This is a genomic window from Nonomuraea sp. NPDC050394, from assembly GCF_044459065.1.
Lineage (GTDB): Bacteria > Actinomycetota > Actinomycetes > Streptosporangiales > Streptosporangiaceae > Nonomuraea.
In genome coordinates this window covers 18029-38150 of record NZ_JBITIO010000001.1, presented here as the reverse complement: position 1 = coordinate 38150, position 20122 = coordinate 18029, and the positions used below count along the sequence as shown (strand labels likewise).

The following is a 20122-nucleotide window of genomic DNA, read 5'->3' as shown; positions in this document are numbered from 1 at the left end:
GACCTACCCAGACTCGGCGAAGGTGATCTCGGGGGCGCCGCCGTTCTCGAACGGCAGCACGAACCGCCGCGGCCACGACAGCACGCTCTCCAGCCACCCCGCGCCCATCATCTGCCCGACGTGCCGCAGCCGCGCGGCGGCTTCGATCCCGATCGCGACGGCCAGGATGTCGCGCTGCACGGCCTCGTTCTCGTCGTCGCCCAGGATGACCCGCCAGGCCAGCGCCCGGTTGTGGTCGATCTCCATCGACAGCGGGTGGTGGCGCAGCGCCTTGGCCCGGTGGCCGAGCAGTTCGCCGCGCACCAGTTCGGTGGAGGTCCCGGTGCCGAACAGCGCGTACTCCAGCGCCGGCGCGGGCGCGCGCAGGTCGGGAGCCGGTTGCCCGAACGGGAAGAGCCTGTCCACCTCGTGCAGCCACCGCACCTGCGGGATCACCCACGAAGGGCCGGGCCGTTCGCCGCCGCCCTCGGCCGCGTTCAGCAGCTTGGCCGCCGTCTCCGCGGCCTTCTCCACCAGCAGCGCCGGGTCGAACCAGCTCCGCAGCGCCCACGCCCGCCTGCTGACCGCCCGCTCAACGAGCGTGGCCAGCAGGCACTCGCGCCGCCTGGCCGGAACCTCGGCCCAGACCCCGGCGAGCGCGCGCGGCACCCCGGGCAGCGGCCGGTTGCCGACGAAGGCCAGCACGACGGTGTCGCACCAGATACGCAACCACGCCCACTCGGGCGCGCCGGCGAGCACGTCCGCCTCGCGCAGTTCCACGAGCGTGCACGCCTGCCCGGTACGGCACGACGCCCCGCAGGCCGCCGAGCGCCGCCCCCGGATCGGCGGCGGTGGTCCCGGCAGCACCTTCTCCCGCGACTCCCCGAGCGGCACCATGATGCGCAGCGGCCGGTCCATGCCGTCGGCGAACACCGCCGCCGCGCCCGGCTGCAGCGAGACGACCTGGCGGGACTGCTCGTCGCTGAGGTTCATGGCGGCGCCGACGAGCTGCCTGTCGTCCTCGGCGGGCAGCCGGTGCACGACCTTGAGCGCGGTGTTCTTGACGACGTCGGACACGAGCTTGGTGGGGATCTGCTCGGCCACGACGATGCCCTCGCCGTACGCGCGGATCTCGGCGAGCATTCCGGCGAGCAGTTCGACGGCGTGGGTGGAGGCGCGGCCCGCGCCGCGGTCGCGCAGCAACCGGTGCGCTTCCTCGATCACGATCACGTGCCGCAGCCCGCCGGACTTCTCGCCGCGGGCGCGCATCCGCAGGTGCTCCACGATCCGGATGATCAGTGTGCCCATGAGGAAGGCTTTGTCCTCGTCGTTGGCGACGTCCTCGATGGCCAGGACGACGTTGCGTTCGAGCAGCCCGCCGATGTCGGCCGGGTGGCCGCCCTCGAAGAAGCGTCCGGCCGAGCCGACGCGCAGCGAGCGCAGCCGCAGGGAGATGAAGCCCTCGACGTCGGCCTGGACCTCGCGGCCGTAGCCGATCTCCCGGATCACGTCCATGGCGTGTTGCTGGAGCTGTTCCAGCGTCGGCACGCTGGGCGGCACCTTCGAGCCGGGCACGGCGCCGCCGGTGACGACGTCCCAGCCGGTCGCCTCGTAGACGCGCTGCAACGCCAGCGACATGATCTGCGGGAACGGCTCCTCGGCGTCGAAGGCGGCCATGAACAACGCCCGGATCATGTCGATGTGCGCCTGCACCGGGTAGCCGGGCTCGGGCTCCAGCGGGTTCACGCTGAACGGCACGCTGTCCGGCGCCGACGGGTTGATCACGGTGACCGGGGTGTCGATCCGCCCGGCCATGGCCTGGTACTCCGACTTGGCCGGCTCGATGGCCAGCCACGGGATCCTGGCGGCGCTGAGCTGTTCGAGCAGGTGCCGGACGGTCTGCGACTTGCCGGAGCCGGTCGCGCCGGTGACGAAGGCGTGGCGGTTGAGCGTGGCCAGCGGTACCCGGAAGGCGCCCACGCCGCGGTCCTGGCCGTCGAGGATCTCGCCCAGGTCGAGCTCGCCCGCCTCGGAGGCTTCCGAGGTGACGTCGAAGAATCCGGCGTCCAGCACGCGCAGGCCGGGCACCTCTCGCCTGGGCAGCCCGGCGAGGGCCGCCAGCGCGCCCGCGGTGGCCGCGAACGGCGCCGCGGCGCCGTCGCCCGGGTCCTGAAGGTTCAGGCTCAGCGCCTCGGGCAGCGCGTAGACGGCGCCCGCGGCGCTGCGCAGCCGGTAGGGGTGGTGGCCGATCTCGACCGAGCCGACGAGGACGGGTGCGAGCTGGCGCAGTTCGTCGGCGGTGGCGGCGCCGGCCAGCGCCCTGACGTTCCACAGCCCGGCCTCGCGGAACGCGTCGAGCTCCTGCATGCGGCGCTCGGCGCGCTCGGCGTCGAACCTGGAGCGCTCGGAGGCGTCGCCGTACTGCCTGAGGACGTTGAGCTGGGTGCGCAGATGGGCGACCTCCGCGTCGAGCATGTCGGTCGGCTCGGCCACCAGCAGCCAAGCGAACGGCCGCGACATGAGCGTGACCAGCGTCGACTCGAACAACGTGGGCCGCTTCAGCTCGTCGGGATCGTGCTCCCTGCGCGCGTTCAGCGGCGGCGCCTGGCGTCCCGGGCAGGGCATCCACACCAGGTCGGACAGGTCGGCCAGGCATTCCTCGCCCAGTTGCACGCCCCTGGCCCCGCCGGGGAACAGCAGCGGCTGGGGGCCGCGCGAGCCTTCGGGCCCCGGCGCGCGGCGCGGCTGCCGGGGCGGCGACAGCGGCCCGGCGTTGGTGATCAGCTCCAGCGGCGCGCCGGAGCCGCGCGAGAGCCAGCCGATGACGAACGGCCGCTGCCGCTGGGCGGCCGAGAGCACGGCCGGCAGGATGGAGACGAAGTCCCACTCCGCCGATGAACTTCGCGAGGGTGCGGCGATCGACTGGATTCTGTACCAGGGTCCGCTTAGTTGCATCTCATCCCCCCACAGATGGTTCTTAGTAAAGTCCGCCTCCATTCGGCGTGTGGACCGGTCATTGGGGAGGTCCTTACCTCTCCTTGCGCCAGTCCAGACGCGGCGGGGGCGGGCCGAGGTTCGGGGGTGGCTCCTCGCCGGGGTTCTCGTTGCCGTTCTGCGCCAGTACGGCGTCGCGGACGTCCTCCAGCTCGCCAAGCGTGGTTTTGGGGAAGGTCAGTATCGCGGGATTGGCGTCGGCCAGGCGGACCCGGCGGCCCTCGGCGGTGGCGTCGGTGACGATCACGGACGTCGTGGGCAACTGCTGCAACTGGTGCGGCTCGACCAGGAACTCCCGCGAGCGCTGCAGCACCCGCTCCTTCTCGCCTATCTTGGTCGCCGTCCTGCCCCACTCGGTCGACTCGGTGATGTCCCCGGCCAGGTCGGTACGGTTGTCACCGCGCTCCTCCGTCGACTCCTCCACCTGGGAGATCGTCGAGGTGTAGCCGCCGTCGAGCCCCGGTACCGAGGCGCTGATCGTCTCGGTGAGCTGGGCCAGCTCCAGCCGGTGCTCGGTGCCGACGTGCTCGCTGGCGACCCGCGCGTCCTCGGCGTTGCCCAGCCGCATGAACGCCACCGCCGCGTGCCCGCGGCCCAGCCGTTCCCTGACCGTGGGGGTCAGCGAGCGGTAGGTCAGCACGAGGCCGGTGCGGGAGGTCTCGCAGGCGTCCATGAGCCGGTCGAGCACGTCGCCGCGGAGCTTGTCCGCGCCCGCGACGATGATCGTGTGGTACCAGGGCCGTTCGGAGGCGGGCGACTGGCGCAGGATGTGGGTCAGCGCCGTGGCCACGTACGTGCCGAGGACCCGGTTGCCGAACACGCCCGCCTGGCGGTCCATGCTGACCACGCGCAGGCGCGCGGGCGGGAGCCGTACGGCCTGGGTGCCCAGGGTTTCGAGCTTGCGCAGTTGTGACTCCAGCGCCCACGCGCGCTCGATCACCACGCGGTCGCTGACGCCGCGCCCGAACAGCGTCCCGATGCGCTCCAGCTGCGTCGCGGTGATCAGCCCGAACCTCAGGTCGTCGCGCGGGTCGCCCACCTGGGCCAGCGCCCGCAGGGCCGCGGTGACCTGGCTGATCGTGGCGTTCTCGCCCAGGACCTCCAGCACGCGCTCCAGGATGGCGTTGTCGAAGCTGAGGTCGCGGGTGGTGCGGTGCTCCTCGCTGACGCTGACGACGTGGGCCAGCACGTCGGCGAACGCCTCCGGCTTGAGCGTCGCCCCCAGGTCCAGCCGGGGCAGGTCGACGGGCAGCACCCAGACGAGCGGGTCGTCGCCGCCGCGCCTGGCCAGCTCGATGAGGTCCTTGGCGATGGCGCCCTCGGACAGGTCGAGCACGGTCAGGTGCCCGCCGCTGTAGAGCCGGGTCGCGCCGATCAGCGTGATCAGCGCCGACCATCCGGGCAGCGTCCCGCCTGCCACGTCGATGCGGTCGATCTCATCCGGTACGGCTACCGCGTACCAGTTGACCTGCCGGTCGTGGCGGTCCTTGACCTCCTGCCACTCGCGGTAGCGCTGGGCGTGCTCCTCCTGGGCGCGGAACAACTCCTTGTCACGTTCCTGACGCACCCGGTCGTCGCGCGCCTGCTGCTCCAGGACCCGGTAGCGCACCGCCCGGTCGCCCTGCAGCAGCGCGTAGCTGCAGATTCCGGCGACGCCGCCCGCGGCCACGAACCCGATCAGCGCGAACGACCAGTCGAGATAGCCCAGCAGGGCGAGGGCGAAGATGAGCAACGTGAGAAAGATCATGAAGATCCGGAAGATCCGGACCGGCCGGTTGAGCAGATCCTCCTGGAGCTTCTCGCGCCGCAGCAGCTCGGTGTCGATGCGGGCCTGTTCTCCGGCGTCGGCGGGTTCGCCGGTGTCGCCGATGGGCGAGGGCCGCTTCGGCGGCGGGCCGGGGTCGGGGTGCAGCAGGACGTACTGCCAGCCCAGGTAGATCCGGTCGGCCTGGAGCTGCGCATGCTCGGGATGCACGTCCGTCACGTGACCCTCCGGCTGCGATATGTCCTTGTCCCGCGGCGACCTCGTCGTCGGCCGCTCGTGACAGCGTAAGAGCTAGAACCCCTATTCGGGCAGGGTTCCCGCCAAATCCATCACAGGGATGGGACCATTGCGGCAGATGGGACAAGCGCGACCTATTACCATCCTTACCCATGACGGAACCCTCCGGCGCACCAAGCATCCCCAAACGCCCGGTTGTGGTGCCCGCGATCGGCTTGGTCATCCTCACCGCCCTCGGCATCACCGCCCTGCTCGGCGGTCTGAACACCGCTCCGGACAAGCCGCCGCCCCAGATGGCCGCCGGCCAGAAGATCGACCAGGGCCTGTACGAGACCGAGTTCGTGGAGGCCAAGATCACCGTCCAGCGAGGTCCGGGCGAATTCGCGGAGTCCCGGCGGTATCTCGACCTCCTCTTCAAGGTCACGAACAAGAGCGACACGACGATCACCACCGGTGCGGGCTCCAGCGCCACCGGCGCCGGCAGCGGCTTCGCCGGGACGCTGATCAAGATGACGCCGGAGATCAAGTCGCAGTGGGGCGCGCAGGCCTTCATCCCCTCGGGCGAGGACGGCAAGAGCTCCCAGCTGCATCCGGGGGTCCCGTCGGACGTGACCGTCCGTTACGAGCTCGACAAGGCGGCCCAGGCTCCGCCCGAGGTGGCCCTGAGCCTGTCCAAGCTGGAGGAGAGCGAGAACCCCCTCTCCGGCACGACGATGTGGATGCCCGTCGACAAGGAAGACCCCTTCACCCGCGAGCGCGCCGTGGAAGTGCTCTACACCATCAAGGCCCCGGTGAAGCAGGAGGCGGCGCAGTGACCGCGACCGACCAGCGGCCGGCGGCGCCGCGCAGACGCCGCGCGCCCGCCGGAGGGGGCGGTTCCAAGGTTCTCGGCGCCGTCGTGGGCCTCGCCCTGGCCGCGGCCGCCGTGGGACTCCAGACCCTCGGCCTGAGCGCCGACGAGATGTCGATGCCGCTCGCGAGCGCCGGCGACAAGGGCGAGGAGGTCGCCACCGGACGGTTCACCATCCGCGTGGACGGCGTGAAGACGGCCAAGTCCGTCCGCGCCGGGGACAAGACCGCCGTCACGGGCAACGTCTTCCTGGTGGTCGAAACCTCGGCGACCGTTCCGCAGGAACCCATGAAGATCCGGCCGCCCGTTCTGGTCGCCGAGGACGGCCGCCGCTTCGACACCACCGACAAGGTCGACAGGAGCAAGACGCTGGCGAACGTGTGGAGCCAGCCGGGCTGGTGGGCGTCGGGCGTGTTCGTCTTCGACGTGCCCGCCGACGCGCTGGCCGGCGCACAGGCCTCGTTCACCGCGCCCACGAGCGCTTTCTATGGCGAGCCGATGCTGCCGGCGGCGGAGATCGACCTGGGCATCGACGAGACGGCGGCCAAGCAACTCGCCGCCGCCCCTCAGGACGTGTACACGCTGGGCGAGAAGAAGTAGACGATGAGCACGAACGATTCAGAACGCGACTGGTTCGCCCCGCCCGCCGGCCAGCCCCCGCAGCGTCCGCAGCCGCCGGCGCCACCGATTCGGCGCCCCGGGCGGCGGGCCGCCGCCCCGACGCCACCGCGCCCCCGGCCCGCGATCCACGCCGACCAGCAGGTGTGGCCGCCCGCCCCCACCGAGCCGGCCGGCGGTTCGACACAGCCCATCCCGGCCATCCCGAGCGCGGGCCCGTTGCCCCCGAGGCCGCCCCAGCCGCCCTGGACCCCTCCGGAGGAGACGCCGCCCGCCGCCACGCCGCCGCCTCGGCCGCGCCGCCTCCTGCTCGGTATCGGGGCGGTCGTCGCCCTTGTCGTGGCCATCGGCGTACCGACCGCCGACCGATACCTGTTCTACAAGAGCGGCCGGCCCAGCCCGACCGTGCACCTGGCGGAGCCCGGACAGACGCTCACCTACGAGCACGTGTCCTGGAAGTCGGCCATCGAACCGGCCACCGCGCCCCCGGGCAGCAGGCACAACACCCCCGACAAGCAGTGGTTGAAGATCACCGTCACCCGTTCGGCCACCGACGACACCGGCGCCGTGCTCACCGCCAAGCCGGAACTCAAGCTGAAGGACGCCGGCGGGCGGACGTGGATGGCCGAGATCTACGAGGACAACACCCCGACCGACAAGCACGAGGTCGGCAAGGAGTACAGCTACCTGGCCATGGCGGTCGTCCCGGCGGCGGTCGGCAAGGAGGTCCAGCTCAACCTGGAGCCGAACATCACCTACCGCTCCGACACCCCGACCGACAAGCTGCTGCAGGTGAACGACGAGGACACGGAGAAGGACCGCCGCAACGACGTGATCGTCTTCAGGCGGTGATGTCCTCGCCGCGAGCCCGCGCCCTGGTCGCCGCGATGTCGAACGTGGCGGCCAGCAGGCAGTAGGTGAGCACGGTCACCAGCAGGTTCTTGACGAACTCGACGGGCCAGCTGACCCACAGCCACATGTACGGCGTGGGCGAGCCGATGAACGTGCTGACCGCCCTGTCCAGATAGTCCGCGCCGACCCGGATTCCCACGAACAGCAGGCACATCAGCCCGAAGAGCGTCGCGCCGCCCTTGACCGTGACGCGGAAGGCGTTCACGACCGGGACCCAGCGCTCCTGGAACCCGCCGACCACGCGGTTGACCGACCGCTGGGTGACCTCGTGCGAGCCTTCCAGCCTGTCGACACTGCCCGCCAGCCGGGTGCCGCGCAGCGCCCGCCGGGTGTCGTCGACCGTGCCGCCGAACACGAGAACGGCGACGGCCAGCCAGGTGAGCGGCATGACCAGAGCGTCCACGATGAACGGCCAGATCTCGCCCACCCAGTTCCAGAACGCCTCCAGGCCGGGAACGCTCTCCTTGGCCTTGACGACGATGTCCTCCGCCTCGGAGACCACGACCCGGTGCTCGGCCCAGTCGGCGCGCAGCGCGCCGAAGGTGAAGACCGCGTTCAGGCCGCAGAACATGAACGCGAACTCGGCGAAGGCCTGCGCCACGCCGGCCAGCTTGCCGGCTCCGCGCTCGACCTGCCGCTCGAACAGCATCCGCAGCCCCAGCGCCACCGCCATGGCGCCCAGTGACACGCGCCAGTCGAGACCGACCAGCCCCATGTTGAGCGTGGTCTCTTCCTTCGTGCCGTTGGCGACGTTGTTGAAGATGACCTTGTAGAAGTTGTCGTCCAGGTTGTGCAGCGAGTCCATCGCCAGGAAGGCTCTGGCGTCGGGCTTGTACAGCTCCCAGGCGAGATAGATCACCGCGAACGCGGGGGCGATCCGGTTCAGCGACGACCAGAACGACTCGTCCTCCGCCCCGTCGGCGCGGCGGGCCGCGCTCTCCCACATGGCGGCGCGCAGGGAGAGCATCATCCCGGTGATGACGGTCATCGCCATCATGACGATGACCGTCATGAGCGTGATGGTCACCACGAGGCGGGCCTGGCGGAAGTCGCCGTGGGAGATCTCCGTCGCGATGTAGAGGAGCGCCCACCGGGCCACCTCTCCCGCGGAGAACCACAGGACCAGCGGCAGCGCGCACTTGCCCGCCAGACGCAGGGTGTGGAGGGGCAGCGAGTACGGCGAGGGCGCTCGCTGAGCCGGTGTTGGCCCAGGTCGAGGGGGTGTCATCACACCAGACGATCCGGACATCTGCAGAATCGTAGCGGTCTGCCCCGGATGGGCGCATCTACAACGCGGAATGGCGCCGATAAGTTGTTTGTTCAACCGTCTATGACGCTTCTCAACGAGATCGAGCGTTACCGCTACGCCGAGCGGTTGCTTGGCCAGCGGGATGCGCTCGGAGCCCTGTACATGCTGGAGCCGCTGCTCGACGAGCACGGCGACGACCCCGGTGTGCTCCTGCTCGCCGCCCGTGCCTACTTCCACTCCGCCCAGCTCGGCCGTGCCCGGAAGACCCTGGGCACGCTGGTCGAGCGCGACCCGAGCGACCACTATGCCCGGTTCCTGCTGGGCCGGACGCTGGAGCGGGCGAGCAAGCCCGAGCAGGCGCTGCCGCACCTGCGGATGGCCGCGGCCATGGCCGCCGAGCCCGACTACGCCGACTCGGTGACGCGCGTCGAGCGGAAGCTGTCCTTGTAGTTCATCAGCAGGTGGAACGCGCCGCCCGCCAGCAGGCCCCAGAAGGCCGGGCCGACGCCGAAGAAGGAGACTCCCGAGGCGGTCACCACGAAGGTGACGGCGGCGCTTTCCACCCCGGCCCTGAACGCGGCGGCGATCGAGGCGGCCAGTGCGCCGAGCAACGCCAGACCGGCCACAGCCTCGATCAGCACCGGCGGTGCCAGCAGGACCAGCGCCACCGCCAGGCCCGATCCCAGGCCCAGGACGACCATGGAGATGCCCGAGGTCAGGGAGGCGACCCAGCGTCGCGCGGGGTCCTCGTGGGCGTCGGGCCCGGCGGCGAGCGCCGCGGAGATGGCGGCCAGGTTGATCGCGTGGCCGCCGAGGAAGGCTCCCGCGGCGGTGCCGGCCCCGGTGGCCAGCAGCACCTGGCCGAACGGGGGGCGGAAGCCGTACCCGGAAAGGACGGCCATGCCCGGTACGTTCTGGGAGGCCATCGTCACCAGGAAGAGGGGCAGCGCGATGCCGACCATGGCGGAGCCGGTGAAGGCCGGTACGGCCGGCGCCACCACGGGCACCGCGTCGAAGGTGAGCGAGGGCGCGGTCACCACGATCGCCACGACGGCGGCGGCCAGCGCGCCCGGCACCGCCCACATGCGGGCGAACCGGTAGAGCAGCGCCCAGATCACGATCACCGGGATCGCCATGAGCGGCACCTGCGCGACCGCGGCCACCGGCGCCAGGCACAGCTTGAGCAGGATGCCGGCCAGCATCGCACCGGCGATCGGCTGCGGGATGCGGGCGATGAGGCGGCCGAGCGCGGGGAACAGCCCCGTGGCCATGATGGCGAGGCCGCAGACCAGGAAGGCGCCGACCGCCGCGGAGTAGCCGCCATCGACGGGGCCGGTGGACAGCAACAGCGCCGCCCCGGGGGTGGACCAGGCGGCGGTGATGGGCATGCGGTGCCGTACGGAAAGGACGATGGTCGTGACGCCCACGGCCACGCAGAGGGCGAGCAGGCCGGAGGCGGCCTGGCGGGAGTCCGCGCCGACGGCGCGCAGGCCGGCCAGCACGATGGTGAACGAACTGGCGAAGCCGACCACCGCGGTCACGATGCCGGCGATGACCGGTCTCAGGGTGGTTCGTTCCATTTGCGGAACAGTAGTGAACTCGGCGGCGAGAGGGCAAGATGGGCGGCATGGATTCCCGGCCGGCGCTCGACGGCGACCCGCGCGAGGTGGGCCAGCGCGTACGCAGGCTACGGGAGGCACGCGGAGTCTCCCTGTCGGAGCTGGCCAGGCGGGCCGGGATCGGCAAGGCCACACTCTCCGGCGTCGAGACCGGCCAGCGCAACCCCACCCTGGAAACGCTCTGGGCGATCACCGCGCAGCTCGGCGTGCCCATCGGCGCCATCCTCGACACCCCCGCGGAACCCCAGGTCATGTACGGCACCGCCGTCGAGGCCACCCTGCTGGAGGTGTTCGAGGACCAGGAGGTCACCTACGAGCTCTACCGGCTGCGCGTCCCGCCGGGAACCACGCAGTCCTCGCCCGCCCACCATGAGGGCGTCACCGAACACCTCACCGTCTTCCACGGCACCCTGATCGCCGGTCCGGCGTCCGCGCCGATGACGGCCGGGCCCGGCGACCACATCAGCTGGACGTCCGACGGGCCGCACCTCTACCGGGCGCAGGGACCCGACGTCGTGCAGGCCAGCCTGCTCATCCGCTACCCGGGACGGCAGACCTTGCAGGGCCGGTAGCCCGCCCGCTCGGCCTGCGGCAGCGTGCGGAAGCCGACGCGGTGCGCCGGGGTGATCCGGCGGGCGTTGTGGCAGGTCGGGAAGCAGACCACGCCCGTGGTGTCGCTGCCCAGGTAGAAGATGCTCGAACCGGCCAGCTCGCGCATCCGCTCCAGGTCCACGCCCTCGCCCGCCAGCACCTCCTCCTTCGCGCTCGCGCCGAAGACGTACTCGCCCGGGACGCCGTCGGAGCGGGTCACCCGGTGGCAGGGGATCAGCAGCGGCACCGGGTTGTTGCCCAGCGCGGTACCCACCGCCCTGACCGCCTTGGGCCGGCCGATCCTGGTGGCGATCCACGCGTACGGGCGTACCTCGCCGCGCGGGATCGTCCGCGCGGCCAGCAGCACGTCGCGCTGGAAGTCGCTGATCCCGCGCAGGTCCAGCTCAAGCCCGGACGCCTGTCCCGTGCGTAGCGCGGGAACCAGCCCGGCGGGCGGGCGCTCGGCGCGCACCAGCGGGCGGCCGAAGCGCCGCCGGAACGTCTCGGCGAAGCCGTCGCCGTGGTGCACGTACGCGATGCCGCGATCGGTGAAGGCCACCGACAGCTCGCCGATCGGGCCCGGCACGCGGGTCCAGCGGGTGGCGATCCGGTCGTAGAGGTCGTGCGGCGGCTCCGCGGCCAGTGCCGCGAGTCCGGTGATGATCGGGTCGTGGGTCATCGGGCACCTCCCAGTGTGCGCAGCCGCTTCAGGCCTCGTGAGATATGCGATTTGACGGTGCCCTGCGGGATCCGCATGACCGTCGCGATCTCGCTGACCGGCAGGTCGACGACGTGCCGCAGCACCACGGCCGCGCGCTGGTCGCTCGGGAGCTGGACGAGCAGGTCGGCCAGTTCGTCGCCGGTCTCGTGGCGCAGGGCCGCCTCCTCCACTCCCTCGCCCGGGTCCAGGGTCTCGACCGGCTCGTCGAGCAGGTGCGGTGGTGGCTTGCGGGACTTGTGCCGGGCGCAGTTGCGCCAGACGTTCATCACGATCGTGACGATCCAGGCGCGCGGCTGCAGGGCGGAGATGCGTTCGTGGTCGTAGTCCGCGAGCGCGCGGTAGGCACGCAGGAACGCCTCGGCCGTCAGGTCCTCGGCGTCGGCCCACTTGCCCGTCAGGCGGAGCGCGGTCGAGAACACCAGACCCCGGTAAGCGTTGAAGAGCTCGGCGAACCCCTCGTCGAGGTCGTCGAGCAACGCTTTGCGCACCGGATCCAGGCATTCCATGTCAATCACGTTCCATAGAACACCATCGCCCTGAGGGAGGTTGCAGTGGTCCTGTCACCGCGCGGCGTTACGGCGAGCGACCCGTGAGCCCTCACGACCGGCGCTCGACGGGCGCCGGCCGGTGGCGGCGGGGCGGGCAAGGGGGCGAGAGCCGTAAAGGCGCAAAAAGGGCGGGCCCGCACGAAGCGGGCCCGCCCTGGAGGGGGACGTCGATCAGACGGCGACGGCGAGCTGCGAGACCTCGCCGAGGCGCGCGGAGACGTGGACGTCACGCGTCACGCCACCACCGGCGATGATGCGGACGGTCCAGTCGCCCGGAGCGGCGAAGAAGCGGAAGATGCCCTCGTCGGACACCACGACCTCGCCGGTGAACTCGCCCGAGTGGTCGAGCAGCCGCGCGTAGGCGGTGCCCGCGCCGGTCACCACACCCTGGATGACGGCCTGGGTGGACAGGTCGATCCCGGCGGGCAGCGTCGCGGTCTGCTCCGGCGCCGCGCAACCCTGAGATACAACAGACATCAGCGGGCCTCTCCCAGCTCGATCGGCACGCCCACGAGCGAGCCGTACTCGGTCCATGAACCGTCGTAGTTCTTGACGTTGGCCTGGTCGAGGATCTCGTGCAGCACGAACCACGTGTGCGCCGAGCGCTCGCCGATACGGCAGTAGGCGATGGTGTCCTTGCCGAAGTCGACGCCGGCCTCCCCGTAGAGGGTGCGCAGGTCGTCGTCGGACTTGAAGGTGCCGTCGTCGTTGGCCGACTTCGACCACGGGATGTTGCGGGCGGTGGGCACGTGGCCGGCGCGCTGGGCCTGCTCCTGGGGGAGGTGCGCGGGAGCCAGCAGCTTGCCGGTGAACTCGTCGGGCGAGCGCACGTCGACCAGGTTGAGCTTGCCGATCGCGCTGACGACGTCGTCGCGGAAGGCGCGGATGGAGCTGTTCTGGTCCTGGGCCACGTAGGTGGTGGCGGCCTTGGCCGGCACGTCCTTGACCAGCTCGCGGGAGTCGAGCTCCCACTTCTTGCGACCGCCGTCGAGCAGCCGGACGTTCTCGTGCCCGTAGAGCTTGAAGTACCAGTAGGCGTAGGCGGCGAACCAGTTGTTGTTGCCGCCGTAGAGCACGACCTGGTCGTCGTTGGAGATGCCACGCTCGGACAGCAGGGCCTCGAACCCGGCCTTGTCCACGAAGTCGCGGCGGACCGGGTCCTGCAGGTCGGACTTCCAGTCGATCTTGACGGCGCCACGGATGTGGCCCTTGTCGTAGGCGCTGGTGTCCTCGTCGACCTCGACGAGTACGACACCGGGCGTGTCGAGGTTGGCCTCGACCCAGTCGGCATCCACCAGGACGGCGGAGCGGCTCATTGGGGAACCTCCATTTTGGCGGCGGGCAGTAGACGGCGAATCAGCAGATACATCTCGCAGCCAAGACAGAATCCGAAGGCTGCGTTGAGGAGGGCGGCGAGGAGGGCCGCTGCCGTCGCCCCCAGGGCGAGCGGCGTGATCCCGGTGAAGAAACCGATCAGCCCGGCACCCGCGAAGACCAGCCCCACCACCTGCGCGAAACGCGGCGGGCGGGCGTCTTCCGTCTCCTTCGGAGCGCTCTTGACGAGCGCCTTGAAGAGCATGGTGTACGGCGAGCGACCCGCCGTACCGAGTGCGAAGACCACCGCCTGGGCGGCCAGGAGCCACGGGCTCTCGGCCACCAGGACGAGGGTCAGGACCAGGGTCGTTATCGCGGCGCCGAAGCGCAGCGCTCTAGGGTCGGCACGCATCGCTGGATGCTCCTGAAGGGGTCGGGTTGGGGCGGACCTGAATGTCCGCGAGACCGTCCTCAGGCAGCGCGACAGAGCGCGGTGGCCACGCGGCAAAAATCAACCGCGCGCCGCTTCGTCAGCAGCTCTGTCGTGGGGTTCATGTCGATGAGACTACATCGACGTCTCGCCATCTGTCACATCTCGTCCGGCTCCTGAGACACCGCGGTGCCCAAAGCCGCGAGCACGTCGGCCTTCCTGGGCTGCCCCGACGCCGTTTTAGTGATTTTTCCGGACCGATCCAGGACGAGGACCGTAGGGGTGCGCAGAATGTCCAGTCGGCGCACCAGATCCAGCCGGGACTCCGCGTCGATCTCCACATGCGCCACGCCCGGCACGAGATCGGCCACCTCGGTCAGAATCCTGCGCGTGGCGCGGCACGGCTGGCAGAACGCCGTCGAGAACTGCACCAGCGTCGCCCGCTCCCCCAGCGGCGCGCCGATCTGCCCTTCCGTCAGCACGTCGGAGGCCGTTTCGCGCATCCTTCCGTCGCGGCGCAGTCGTACCACCCCGATCACCAAGCCCAGCGCCAGTGTGCCGAGCGCCACCCACAAACCCGTCATCGCTCATGGCCAACCATCGCGGGGCCCGGGTTCTTCCCTACGTCACGGTCTTGGTGTGCACCAGCAGCTTGCCGTCCTGGTCGACGATCCTGATGAACCGGATCGACTCCAGCGGCAGCTTCGTCGTCAGCTGGAAGACCGGAGGCTTCTCGTAGTTCTCCCGGCTGACCTCCCAGCCGTCGAGCGTCTCGCGCTCGCCGCCCTCGCCGAGCACGATCACGCGGCACTGGGTGCCGACCGCCACGCCGGAGACGGTGAGGTTGAGCTCGGTGCCGCTTTCGGCGGGCATCGCCATGACGGTGGCCTGCCTGGCGCCGTTGGCGCCCTTGAACTCCTTGCCCGCGGGGGCGTTCAGCGTCGAGGGCGACTCCGGCGCGCTCTTGCTCGCCGCCGTCCGCGGCTCCGGGCTCGCGCTGGTGTCGAAGCCATACTCCGGCTGGGTGGCACTGTCAGGGGCGGCCGCCTTGCCCTGATCGGCGCGCTCCGCTCCCGCGGCCGTCGAGCTGGTGCTCTCGCCGCCGGTCGTGGCCGTCCAGATCGTGCCGCCGACGGCGATCACCGCGGCGGAGGCGGCCACGGCCAGCAGGACGCGGCCACGCCTGCTGCGCTTGGCACGGTCGTTCAGCAGCCGGTCAAGTACCTGGCGCGGGGGGCTGGCGACCAGTTCCACGTCGCGCTCGGAGACCTTGCCCAAAAAAGCGGTGACGCCTTCGAGCTCCACGAGCTCGGCGCCGCACGCCTCGCACGTGGCGAGGTGGGTGTCGATCTCCAGCGCCTCCTCGGGGTCGAGCGCGCCGAGCGCGTGGGCGCCCAGCGACAGCCGTACCTCCTCACAGGTCATCCTCACGGCGCCAACCCCCGCTCTTCCAGCGCCAGCTTCAACGCCCGCAACGCGTAGTAGGTGCGGGACTTGACCGTGCCCGGCGGAATGCCGAGCGTGGCCGATGCCTCCTTCACGGACTTCCCCCGGTAGTAGACCTCCATGAGCACCTCGCGGTGCTCAGGACGCAGAGCCGCCAGGGCCTCGGCCACGGCCCACGACTCGACGGCCTTCTCCAGCTCGTCGTCGGCGGGGATCACGGCCAGCGCGTCGTCACCCGTCTCGGGCGGCCTGGCCCTCCTCGCCCGGTGCTGATCGACGACGAGGTTGCGGGCCACCGTGAACAGCCACGCGCGGATCGGACGCCCGGACAACGCGTCGGGATGCCGCCAAGCCCTCAGCAGCGTCTCCTGCACGACATCCTCCGCCCGGCCGGAATCTCCGGTAAGTCGCAACACGTAGCCATACAGCGGCCCGGCGTGCTCGTCGAAGAGGGTGCGTACAAGCTCCTCGTCGGCGGTGCCAGCTGGACTCACGCCCTCATCACGTACGGCACGGCCAGGCGGTTCACCGGTGGCTTTGTCCTCATCCACTGGTTTCGTCCTCATCCACGGAGCGGCACGTTCTTTCCCTCTGCCGAGAGCTCCAGCCCGTCGGCCACGCTCTTCACACCCGTCACCTTCACGTCGAACGGCAGCTTGCCCTTGAACGGGATCGTGTAGGTGACGAACTGCGCCAGCTGGCTCGGCACTCCCTGGATCTTCGTGGCGGCGAGCTTGATGCCGCCGTCGGTCAGCTCCACCTTCAGCTCGGCGCTGAACTTCACCTTCTGCCCGCCGAACGGCACCTCTCCCGAGGCGACGAGCCGCTGGCCGTTGCCCGAGATCTTCACGCCGGCGGGAGCGAACTTGTCGATCGTCGCCCTGGTCACGGTGCCGCTGACGGCCAGCCGTTCGGCGCGGACGTCCGCGGTGTTCTGGATCACGTCGGACAGCGGCGCGGTGACCCCGTAGGCGACGCCGTGCAGGTTCCGGATGGGCACGCCCCCGTAGGTGAGCGTCCCGAGGTCGAAGCGGACCTCGGGATAGCGGCCCGCGAACGCCTGGGTCAGGAACGGGATGCCCTCGATCGTCACCGTGGGCGTGCCGCTGAGGTCGGCGGCGGCCCCGATCCGGTTGGCCAGGTCACGCTGGACGCCGGCCACCGCGACCCGGTCGACGGCGACAAGGAGAACGATCAGCACGATCAGGAAAATGACCAGCTTGCGCATCGGGCTCCTTTGGCACGGGGGACATTGAGCTTACCGACCAATTCCCTGAAAAAACGGGAGATCACCCGCCCGCGAACGGCGGCAGAACCTCCACCGTCACCCCCTCGCCCAGCACCACCTCGTCATGCGCCCGCCGGCCGACCGGATCGCCGTCCACCAGGAACGACGAACGCCGCATCACCCTGGCCAGATCGTCGCGGCCGGCTGTGATTTTCGTCATGAGTTCACCAAGAGTGACGGCCTCGAACGGCTCCTCCGCGACCCCCGCCGCGTCCTTCGCCGCCGCCCAATAACGAACCTTTCCCGTGGCCATAGGCTCCTCACAATCGTGTCGGCTCCATTGTGCGCCCCTGTTAACACGCGTGTTTCGCTGTTCACCAGGTGGACGCACAATGAACGCGAGATTCCCTTGGGTTATCCTCACGTATGGGACCTGGGCGACGTAGCCCCCGGGTCCTTGCGCGTTTTGGGGAGGCCGTGATGAGCAACCTGCTCCTGCTGACGAACGCTCTGGAGCCGTCGGCCGAAGTGCTGCCGGCGCTCGGCCTGCTGCTCCACTCCGTCCGCGTCGCGCCCGCCGAGGCCTCCGCCCTGATCGACGCCCCACCCTCCGACACCGTGATCGTCGACGCCCGCAAAGAACTCGCCCACGCCAAAAGCCTGTGCCGCCTCATCAGAACGACAGGCATAGACGTCCCCCTGCTGGTCATCGTCACAGAAGGCGGCCTGGCCGCGATGACCGCCGAATGGGGCGTCGACGACGTCCTGCTCGACAGCGCCGGCCCCGCCGAGGTCGAGGCCCGCCTGCGCATGGCCGCCGGCCGACTGTCCCTGGCCTCCACCGAGGACGCGCCCGACGAGATCCGCAGCGGCGAACTGTCCATCGACGAGGCCACCTACACGGCCCGCCTGCGCGGCCGCGTCCTCGACCTGACCTTCAAGGAGTTCGAACTCCTCAAGTACCTCGCCCAGCACCCCGGCCGCGTCTTCACCCGGGCGCAGCTGCTGCAGGAGGTGTGGGGGTACGACTACTTCGGCGGCACCCGGACGGTGGACGTACACGTGCGGCGCCTGCGCGCGAAGCTCGGAACCGAGTACGAGTCACTGATCGGCACGGTCCGCAACGTCGGCTACAGATTCGTCCCGGAACGCGGCGACTCATCCCTGGTCTCGTAGCCGTACCAGCCTTCACCACGTTCTCACAGGCGGGACATTCAACCGGCGTTCTGGGCCGACGCCTCGGTGACCGCCTTGATGTGCTGGTTGCGCAGGATGATGAGCCTGGTCATGTGACGGCGTAGGACAAGGAGGTCCGCGAACACGCCCAGCAGGCCATAAGGCGCGGCGAAATCGACGACGTCCCGCATGACGGTGCCATCGGTGCTCGCCTGGAAATGGTGCGCGTGATGCCAGCGCCGGAACGGCCCCGCCACCTGCTCATCCACGAAGAAGGACGGCCTGGTGCAGGCGCTGATCGTCGAAGTCAGCCGCCAGGAGATCCCGAAGTGGCGAGCCTGCCATGTCACCTGATCGCCCAGGGTCAGTTGCCCCGAGGTGACTCCGGCGACAGCTCGTTCCCGTGAAGCCCGCATCGAGGACGTGTGGGTCTCCACCGAGAGCGAGGTGTCGAAGACCACCTCCACAGGCGCCTGGATGAGCGTGACGACCTCGAAGCGCGGCATGGGCCGATCGTATGCGGCGCCGATCAGGCCTCCGGCCTCGGGTTCGCCATGTCCTACGAGGCTGTGGTTTGTGCCGCCTGCCTGCGTCCCGCCCGCGGGTTGAGGCGGGGACGGTGGTCAGGTCCCGAGGCTGCGGCCGCCGTCGACCACGATGCGCTGGCCGGTGATGAAGCCGGCGCCTTCCGAGGCCAGGAAGCTCACGGCATGCGCGACGTCGTCGGCGGTTCCCATGCGGCCCGCGGGTACCGAGGCCCGGTAGGCGCTCCTGATCCCGGCCGTTACGTCGGCATGGCGCTCGACCGGGATGAAGCCCGGCGCGACGGTGTTCACGGTGATGCCGTCGGGCGCCAGTTCGCGGGCCCAGCTGAGGGTCAGGCCGATCTGGGCGTTCTTGGCGGTCGCATAGGCCGACCGGCCCGGAGGTGGCCGGTGGGCGACTTCGGAGTCGATCTGGATGATCCGGCCGAACCCGCCGGCCCGCATCTGTTCGATCACCAGGCGGCCGAGAAGCACGGGGCTCTTGACGAAGAACTCAAGCTGGGCGAGGTGGTCCGCCCAGGTGACGTCGGTGAGGGGAGCCTCGGGCTGAGGCCCTGTGGCGTTCAGCACCAGCACGTCGATGGGCCCCAGGGTGGTGGTGACGGCGGTGACCAGTTCGGCGACCTGCCGCTCGTCGGTGACATCGGCGAGAAGGGCGTCGGCGATGCCGCCGCTGTCGCGGACGGAGCGAGCGACGACGCGGGCTTGGGCGTCCCCGGGCGGCCCGTTGACGACAACGGCCATGCCGTCCTCGGCCAGCCGCCGCACGATGGCACTCCCCAGCCCGCGCGAACTACCGGTCACCAACGCCACCCGCCGGCTGCCCCCGCCCGTGTCACCTGTGGTCACGTGTGTTCCTTCAGTAGAAGATCCTCGCCGCACCAGCACCAGCACCAGCACCAGCACCAGCACCAGCGACGGCGACGGCGACGGCGACGGCGACGGCGACGGCGACCTGATCGCCGCGGACGGTCTGGACGTTTCCGTCCCTGAACGATCTTCCCAGCCCGGATCGCCCAGCCGCCCCAGGCCCAAGTTGCCCCATTCCTGCCATTCAGTTCGCGGGACGGGCCGATTGGACCAGCGGCCGGGCACCAAGAATTCGCCGTGGACCCTTCGATGCGAAAAGCAACCTGCGTCGGCGAAAGACCTGGCTCGCATCACCTGAAGCAGGATCACATAGGTGAACAGCAGCCCATCGTCCACGCGGGCAGGCTATGCGGCCGCCAGCGAAAGCCGGAACCTGGTGTAACTCTCGAAGTCGGCCACCGCGGTGAACCCCAGCCGCTCCAGAACAGCCACGCTGCGGTCGTTACCATGCGTCACCCCGGCGAACACGTCCGTCGCGCCCAGCCCCACCCGAGCGAAATCAATCAAAGCCCCGCACGCGGCGGTCATATAACCCCTGCCCGTCACCCCTTCATCCAGCCAATACCCCATCGAATACCGAGGCGGGTCAACCGGATTGAGATCCGCCCTGCCGACAAGGCGGTCCTCAAGCCAAAGCCCGAACCGCAGATTCCGATCGGACGGGTTCACGAACTCCCGCTCAACCGACTCCAGCGTCGCGACCTTGACCTCCTCGTAGTCGCCGTTGCGGGTGAGGTGCTCGCGATTACGCACGATCAACTTGTAGTACGCCTCCGCATCATCGGCTGTAAGCGGTCGCAGGGCGAGCTCAGGCACGGATGTCGGGAGGATGGGAAGCGCCAGATCATCAGCCACAACCAGCGACCCTAACAACCTGCTCTCTCCGCCCGCGAGAGCCACTCTCCAGCTGATGAACGGTGCGACGACGCGGTTGCCCAGCCGCTGTGCCGACGTCATAGATCGTGCTGCTCCCCTGCGAAGGCACTCCACCGCGATCATCTGCTGCTGACCGTCCGCTGATCTGTCTGTC

General features: G+C 70.1%; 24 protein-coding genes. 6 read left to right on the top strand and 18 right to left on the bottom strand.

Annotated elements, in window-relative coordinates; genetic code table 11:
* Positions 1-3: 3 nt before the first annotated feature.
* Entirely contained in the window at positions 4-2838 is a 2835-nt protein-coding gene (locus tag ACIBKY_RS00225) for an ATP-binding protein (RefSeq protein ID WP_397093240.1), read from the bottom strand.
* A 169-nt stretch (positions 2839-3007) separates the two neighbouring features.
* A complete protein-coding gene (locus tag ACIBKY_RS00220) occupies positions 3008-4957 on the bottom strand; it encodes a hypothetical protein (RefSeq protein ID WP_397093239.1) in 1950 nt (649 codons plus the stop codon).
* 170 nt (positions 4958-5127) lie between these two features.
* On the opposite strand from ACIBKY_RS00220, the gene ACIBKY_RS00215 reads away from it, so the two are divergent.
* From ACIBKY_RS00215 to ACIBKY_RS00205, 3 genes are read left to right on the top strand one after another with little or no spacing between them, the layout of a single operon-like run.
* Positions 5128-5790 carry a hypothetical protein gene (locus ACIBKY_RS00215; protein WP_397093238.1) on the top strand — a complete coding sequence of 221 codons (663 nt, stop codon included), beginning with the start codon at positions 5128-5130 and terminating at the stop codon, positions 5788-5790.
* The gene (locus ACIBKY_RS00210; RefSeq protein WP_397093237.1) at positions 5787-6425 is read left to right on the top strand and encodes a hypothetical protein; all 639 of its coding nucleotides are present in this window, start codon (positions 5787-5789) and stop codon (positions 6423-6425) included. The genes ACIBKY_RS00215 and ACIBKY_RS00210 overlap by 4 nt, the downstream gene beginning before the upstream one ends.
* 3 nt (positions 6426-6428) lie before the next feature.
* Complete coding sequence (locus tag ACIBKY_RS00205) at positions 6429-7295, top strand: hypothetical protein (protein WP_397093235.1); 867 nt, start codon at positions 6429-6431, stop codon at positions 7293-7295.
* Here the strand turns inward: ACIBKY_RS00205 and ACIBKY_RS00200 are convergent.
* On the bottom strand, positions 7285-8604 hold the full coding sequence (locus tag ACIBKY_RS00200) for a hypothetical protein (RefSeq protein WP_397093234.1): 1320 nt from the start codon (positions 8602-8604) through the stop codon (positions 7285-7287). The two genes, ACIBKY_RS00205 and ACIBKY_RS00200, sit on opposite strands and share 11 nt — an antisense overlap.
* Before the next feature lie 81 nt (positions 8605-8685).
* On the opposite strand from ACIBKY_RS00200, the gene ACIBKY_RS00195 reads away from it, so the two are divergent.
* A complete protein-coding gene (locus ACIBKY_RS00195; RefSeq protein ID WP_397093233.1) occupies positions 8686-9054 on the top strand; it encodes a tetratricopeptide repeat protein in 369 nt (122 codons plus the stop codon).
* Here the strand turns inward: ACIBKY_RS00195 and ACIBKY_RS00190 are convergent.
* The gene (locus tag ACIBKY_RS00190) at positions 9009-10184 is read right to left on the bottom strand and encodes a benzoate/H(+) symporter BenE family transporter (RefSeq protein WP_397093231.1); all 1176 of its coding nucleotides are present in this window, start codon (positions 10182-10184) and stop codon (positions 9009-9011) included. The two genes, ACIBKY_RS00195 and ACIBKY_RS00190, sit on opposite strands and share 46 nt — an antisense overlap.
* Before the next feature lie 47 nt (positions 10185-10231).
* Here ACIBKY_RS00190 and ACIBKY_RS00185 point away from each other — a divergent pair, with 47 nt between their 5' ends.
* Positions 10232-10795, top strand: coding sequence for a helix-turn-helix domain-containing protein (locus ACIBKY_RS00185; protein WP_397093229.1), 564 nt, complete (start codon positions 10232-10234; stop codon positions 10793-10795).
* Here the strand turns inward: ACIBKY_RS00185 and ACIBKY_RS00180 are convergent.
* From ACIBKY_RS00180 to ACIBKY_RS00130, 11 genes are all read right to left on the bottom strand, one after another.
* Positions 10762-11493 carry a methylated-DNA--[protein]-cysteine S-methyltransferase gene (locus ACIBKY_RS00180; RefSeq protein ID WP_397093227.1) on the bottom strand — a complete coding sequence of 244 codons (732 nt, stop codon included), beginning with the start codon at positions 11491-11493 and terminating at the stop codon, positions 10762-10764. The two genes, ACIBKY_RS00185 and ACIBKY_RS00180, sit on opposite strands and share 34 nt — an antisense overlap.
* Complete coding sequence (locus tag ACIBKY_RS00175) at positions 11490-12041, bottom strand: RNA polymerase sigma factor (RefSeq protein ID WP_397095420.1); 552 nt, start codon at positions 12039-12041, stop codon at positions 11490-11492. Before ACIBKY_RS00175 ends, ACIBKY_RS00180 begins: the two co-directional genes overlap by 4 nt.
* Positions 12042-12254: 213 nt before the next feature.
* Complete coding sequence (locus ACIBKY_RS00170; RefSeq protein ID WP_184958290.1) at positions 12255-12560, bottom strand: DUF1416 domain-containing protein; 306 nt, start codon at positions 12558-12560, stop codon at positions 12255-12257.
* Positions 12560-13399, bottom strand: coding sequence for a sulfurtransferase (locus tag ACIBKY_RS00165; protein ID WP_184958292.1), 840 nt, complete (start codon positions 13397-13399; stop codon positions 12560-12562). The genes ACIBKY_RS00170 and ACIBKY_RS00165 overlap by 1 nt, the downstream gene beginning before the upstream one ends.
* Positions 13396-13809, bottom strand: a complete 414-nt coding sequence (locus ACIBKY_RS00160; protein WP_397093225.1) for a DUF4395 domain-containing protein — start codon at positions 13807-13809, stop codon at positions 13396-13398. Before ACIBKY_RS00160 ends, ACIBKY_RS00165 begins: the two co-directional genes overlap by 4 nt.
* 59 nt (positions 13810-13868) lie before the next feature.
* Positions 13869-13952 carry a putative leader peptide gene (locus tag ACIBKY_RS00155; RefSeq protein ID WP_357918323.1) on the bottom strand — a complete coding sequence of 28 codons (84 nt, stop codon included), beginning with the start codon at positions 13950-13952 and terminating at the stop codon, positions 13869-13871.
* A gap of 33 nt (positions 13953-13985) precedes the next feature.
* The gene (locus ACIBKY_RS00150) at positions 13986-14411 is read right to left on the bottom strand and encodes a thioredoxin family protein (RefSeq protein WP_397093223.1); all 426 of its coding nucleotides are present in this window, start codon (positions 14409-14411) and stop codon (positions 13986-13988) included.
* A 37-nt stretch (positions 14412-14448) separates the two neighbouring features.
* On the bottom strand, positions 14449-15252 hold the full coding sequence (locus ACIBKY_RS00145) for an anti-sigma factor family protein (RefSeq protein WP_397095418.1): 804 nt from the start codon (positions 15250-15252) through the stop codon (positions 14449-14451).
* A 2-nt stretch (positions 15253-15254) separates the two neighbouring features.
* Positions 15255-15767 carry a sigma-70 family RNA polymerase sigma factor gene (locus tag ACIBKY_RS00140; protein ID WP_397093222.1) on the bottom strand — a complete coding sequence of 171 codons (513 nt, stop codon included), beginning with the start codon at positions 15765-15767 and terminating at the stop codon, positions 15255-15257.
* Positions 15768-15835: 68 nt separating this feature from the next.
* Positions 15836-16501: a DUF2993 domain-containing protein gene (locus tag ACIBKY_RS00135; protein WP_397093221.1), complete on the bottom strand. Its 666-nt coding sequence runs from the start codon at positions 16499-16501 to the stop codon at positions 15836-15838.
* Positions 16502-16562: 61 nt separating this feature from the next.
* Entirely contained in the window at positions 16563-16814 is a 252-nt protein-coding gene (locus tag ACIBKY_RS00130; RefSeq protein ID WP_379622787.1) for a MoaD/ThiS family protein, read from the bottom strand.
* Between the two features lie 167 nt (positions 16815-16981).
* Between ACIBKY_RS00130 and ACIBKY_RS00125 the strand changes: the two genes are divergently transcribed.
* The gene (locus ACIBKY_RS00125; protein WP_397093220.1) at positions 16982-17677 is read left to right on the top strand and encodes a winged-helix domain-containing protein; all 696 of its coding nucleotides are present in this window, start codon (positions 16982-16984) and stop codon (positions 17675-17677) included.
* 38 nt (positions 17678-17715) lie between these two features.
* Here the strand turns inward: ACIBKY_RS00125 and ACIBKY_RS00120 are convergent, their stop codons facing one another.
* From ACIBKY_RS00120 to ACIBKY_RS00110, 3 genes are all read right to left on the bottom strand, one after another.
* Positions 17716-18183, bottom strand: a complete 468-nt coding sequence (locus tag ACIBKY_RS00120) for a cyclase (RefSeq protein ID WP_397093218.1) — start codon at positions 18181-18183, stop codon at positions 17716-17718.
* A gap of 117 nt (positions 18184-18300) precedes the next feature.
* A complete protein-coding gene (locus ACIBKY_RS00115; RefSeq protein ID WP_397093217.1) occupies positions 18301-19428 on the bottom strand; it encodes an SDR family NAD(P)-dependent oxidoreductase in 1128 nt (375 codons plus the stop codon).
* Positions 19429-19437: 9 nt separating this feature from the next.
* Positions 19438-19947: a GNAT family N-acetyltransferase gene (locus ACIBKY_RS00110; protein WP_397093216.1), complete on the bottom strand. Its 510-nt coding sequence runs from the start codon at positions 19945-19947 to the stop codon at positions 19438-19440.
* Positions 19948-20122: the final 175 nt, after the last annotated feature.

What these genes read in the sequence shown, in the direction of transcription:
- ACIBKY_RS00195 (WP_397093233.1), top strand. Translation starts at nt 8,686, where the DNA reads ATGACGCTTCTCAACGAGATCGAGCGTTACCGCTACGCCGAGCGGTTG.
- ACIBKY_RS00165 (WP_184958292.1), bottom strand. Translation starts at nt 13,399, where the DNA reads ATGAGCCGCTCCGCCGTCCTGGTGGATGCCGACTGGGTCGAGGCCAAC.
- ACIBKY_RS00135 (WP_397093221.1), bottom strand. Translation starts at nt 16,501, where the DNA reads ATGCGCAAGCTGGTCATTTTCCTGATCGTGCTGATCGTTCTCCTTGTC.
- ACIBKY_RS00120 (WP_397093218.1), bottom strand. Translation starts at nt 18,183, where the DNA reads ATGCCGCGCTTCGAGGTCGTCACGCTCATCCAGGCGCCTGTGGAGGTG.
- ACIBKY_RS00185 (WP_397093229.1), top strand. Translation starts at nt 10,232, where the DNA reads ATGGATTCCCGGCCGGCGCTCGACGGCGACCCGCGCGAGGTGGGCCAG.
- ACIBKY_RS00155 (WP_357918323.1), bottom strand. Translation starts at nt 13,952, where the DNA reads ATGAACCCCACGACAGAGCTGCTGACGAAGCGGCGCGCGGTTGATTTT.
- ACIBKY_RS00145 (WP_397095418.1), bottom strand. Translation starts at nt 15,252, where the DNA reads ATGACCTGTGAGGAGGTACGGCTGTCGCTGGGCGCCCACGCGCTCGGC.
- ACIBKY_RS00130 (WP_379622787.1), bottom strand. Translation starts at nt 16,814, where the DNA reads ATGGCCACGGGAAAGGTTCGTTATTGGGCGGCGGCGAAGGACGCGGCG.
- ACIBKY_RS00215 (WP_397093238.1), top strand. Translation starts at nt 5,128, where the DNA reads ATGACGGAACCCTCCGGCGCACCAAGCATCCCCAAACGCCCGGTTGTG.
- ACIBKY_RS00160 (WP_397093225.1), bottom strand. Translation starts at nt 13,809, where the DNA reads ATGCGTGCCGACCCTAGAGCGCTGCGCTTCGGCGCCGCGATAACGACC.
- ACIBKY_RS00180 (WP_397093227.1), bottom strand. Translation starts at nt 11,493, where the DNA reads ATGACCCACGACCCGATCATCACCGGACTCGCGGCACTGGCCGCGGAG.
- ACIBKY_RS00150 (WP_397093223.1), bottom strand. Translation starts at nt 14,411, where the DNA reads ATGACGGGTTTGTGGGTGGCGCTCGGCACACTGGCGCTGGGCTTGGTG.
- ACIBKY_RS00190 (WP_397093231.1), bottom strand. Translation starts at nt 10,184, where the DNA reads ATGGAACGAACCACCCTGAGACCGGTCATCGCCGGCATCGTGACCGCG.
- ACIBKY_RS00125 (WP_397093220.1), top strand. Translation starts at nt 16,982, where the DNA reads ATGAGCAACCTGCTCCTGCTGACGAACGCTCTGGAGCCGTCGGCCGAA.
- ACIBKY_RS00175 (WP_397095420.1), bottom strand. Translation starts at nt 12,041, where the DNA reads ATGGAATGCCTGGATCCGGTGCGCAAAGCGTTGCTCGACGACCTCGAC.
- ACIBKY_RS00205 (WP_397093235.1), top strand. Translation starts at nt 6,429, where the DNA reads ATGAGCACGAACGATTCAGAACGCGACTGGTTCGCCCCGCCCGCCGGC.
- ACIBKY_RS00200 (WP_397093234.1), bottom strand. Translation starts at nt 8,604, where the DNA reads ATGTCCGGATCGTCTGGTGTGATGACACCCCCTCGACCTGGGCCAACA.
- ACIBKY_RS00170 (WP_184958290.1), bottom strand. Translation starts at nt 12,560, where the DNA reads ATGTCTGTTGTATCTCAGGGTTGCGCGGCGCCGGAGCAGACCGCGACG.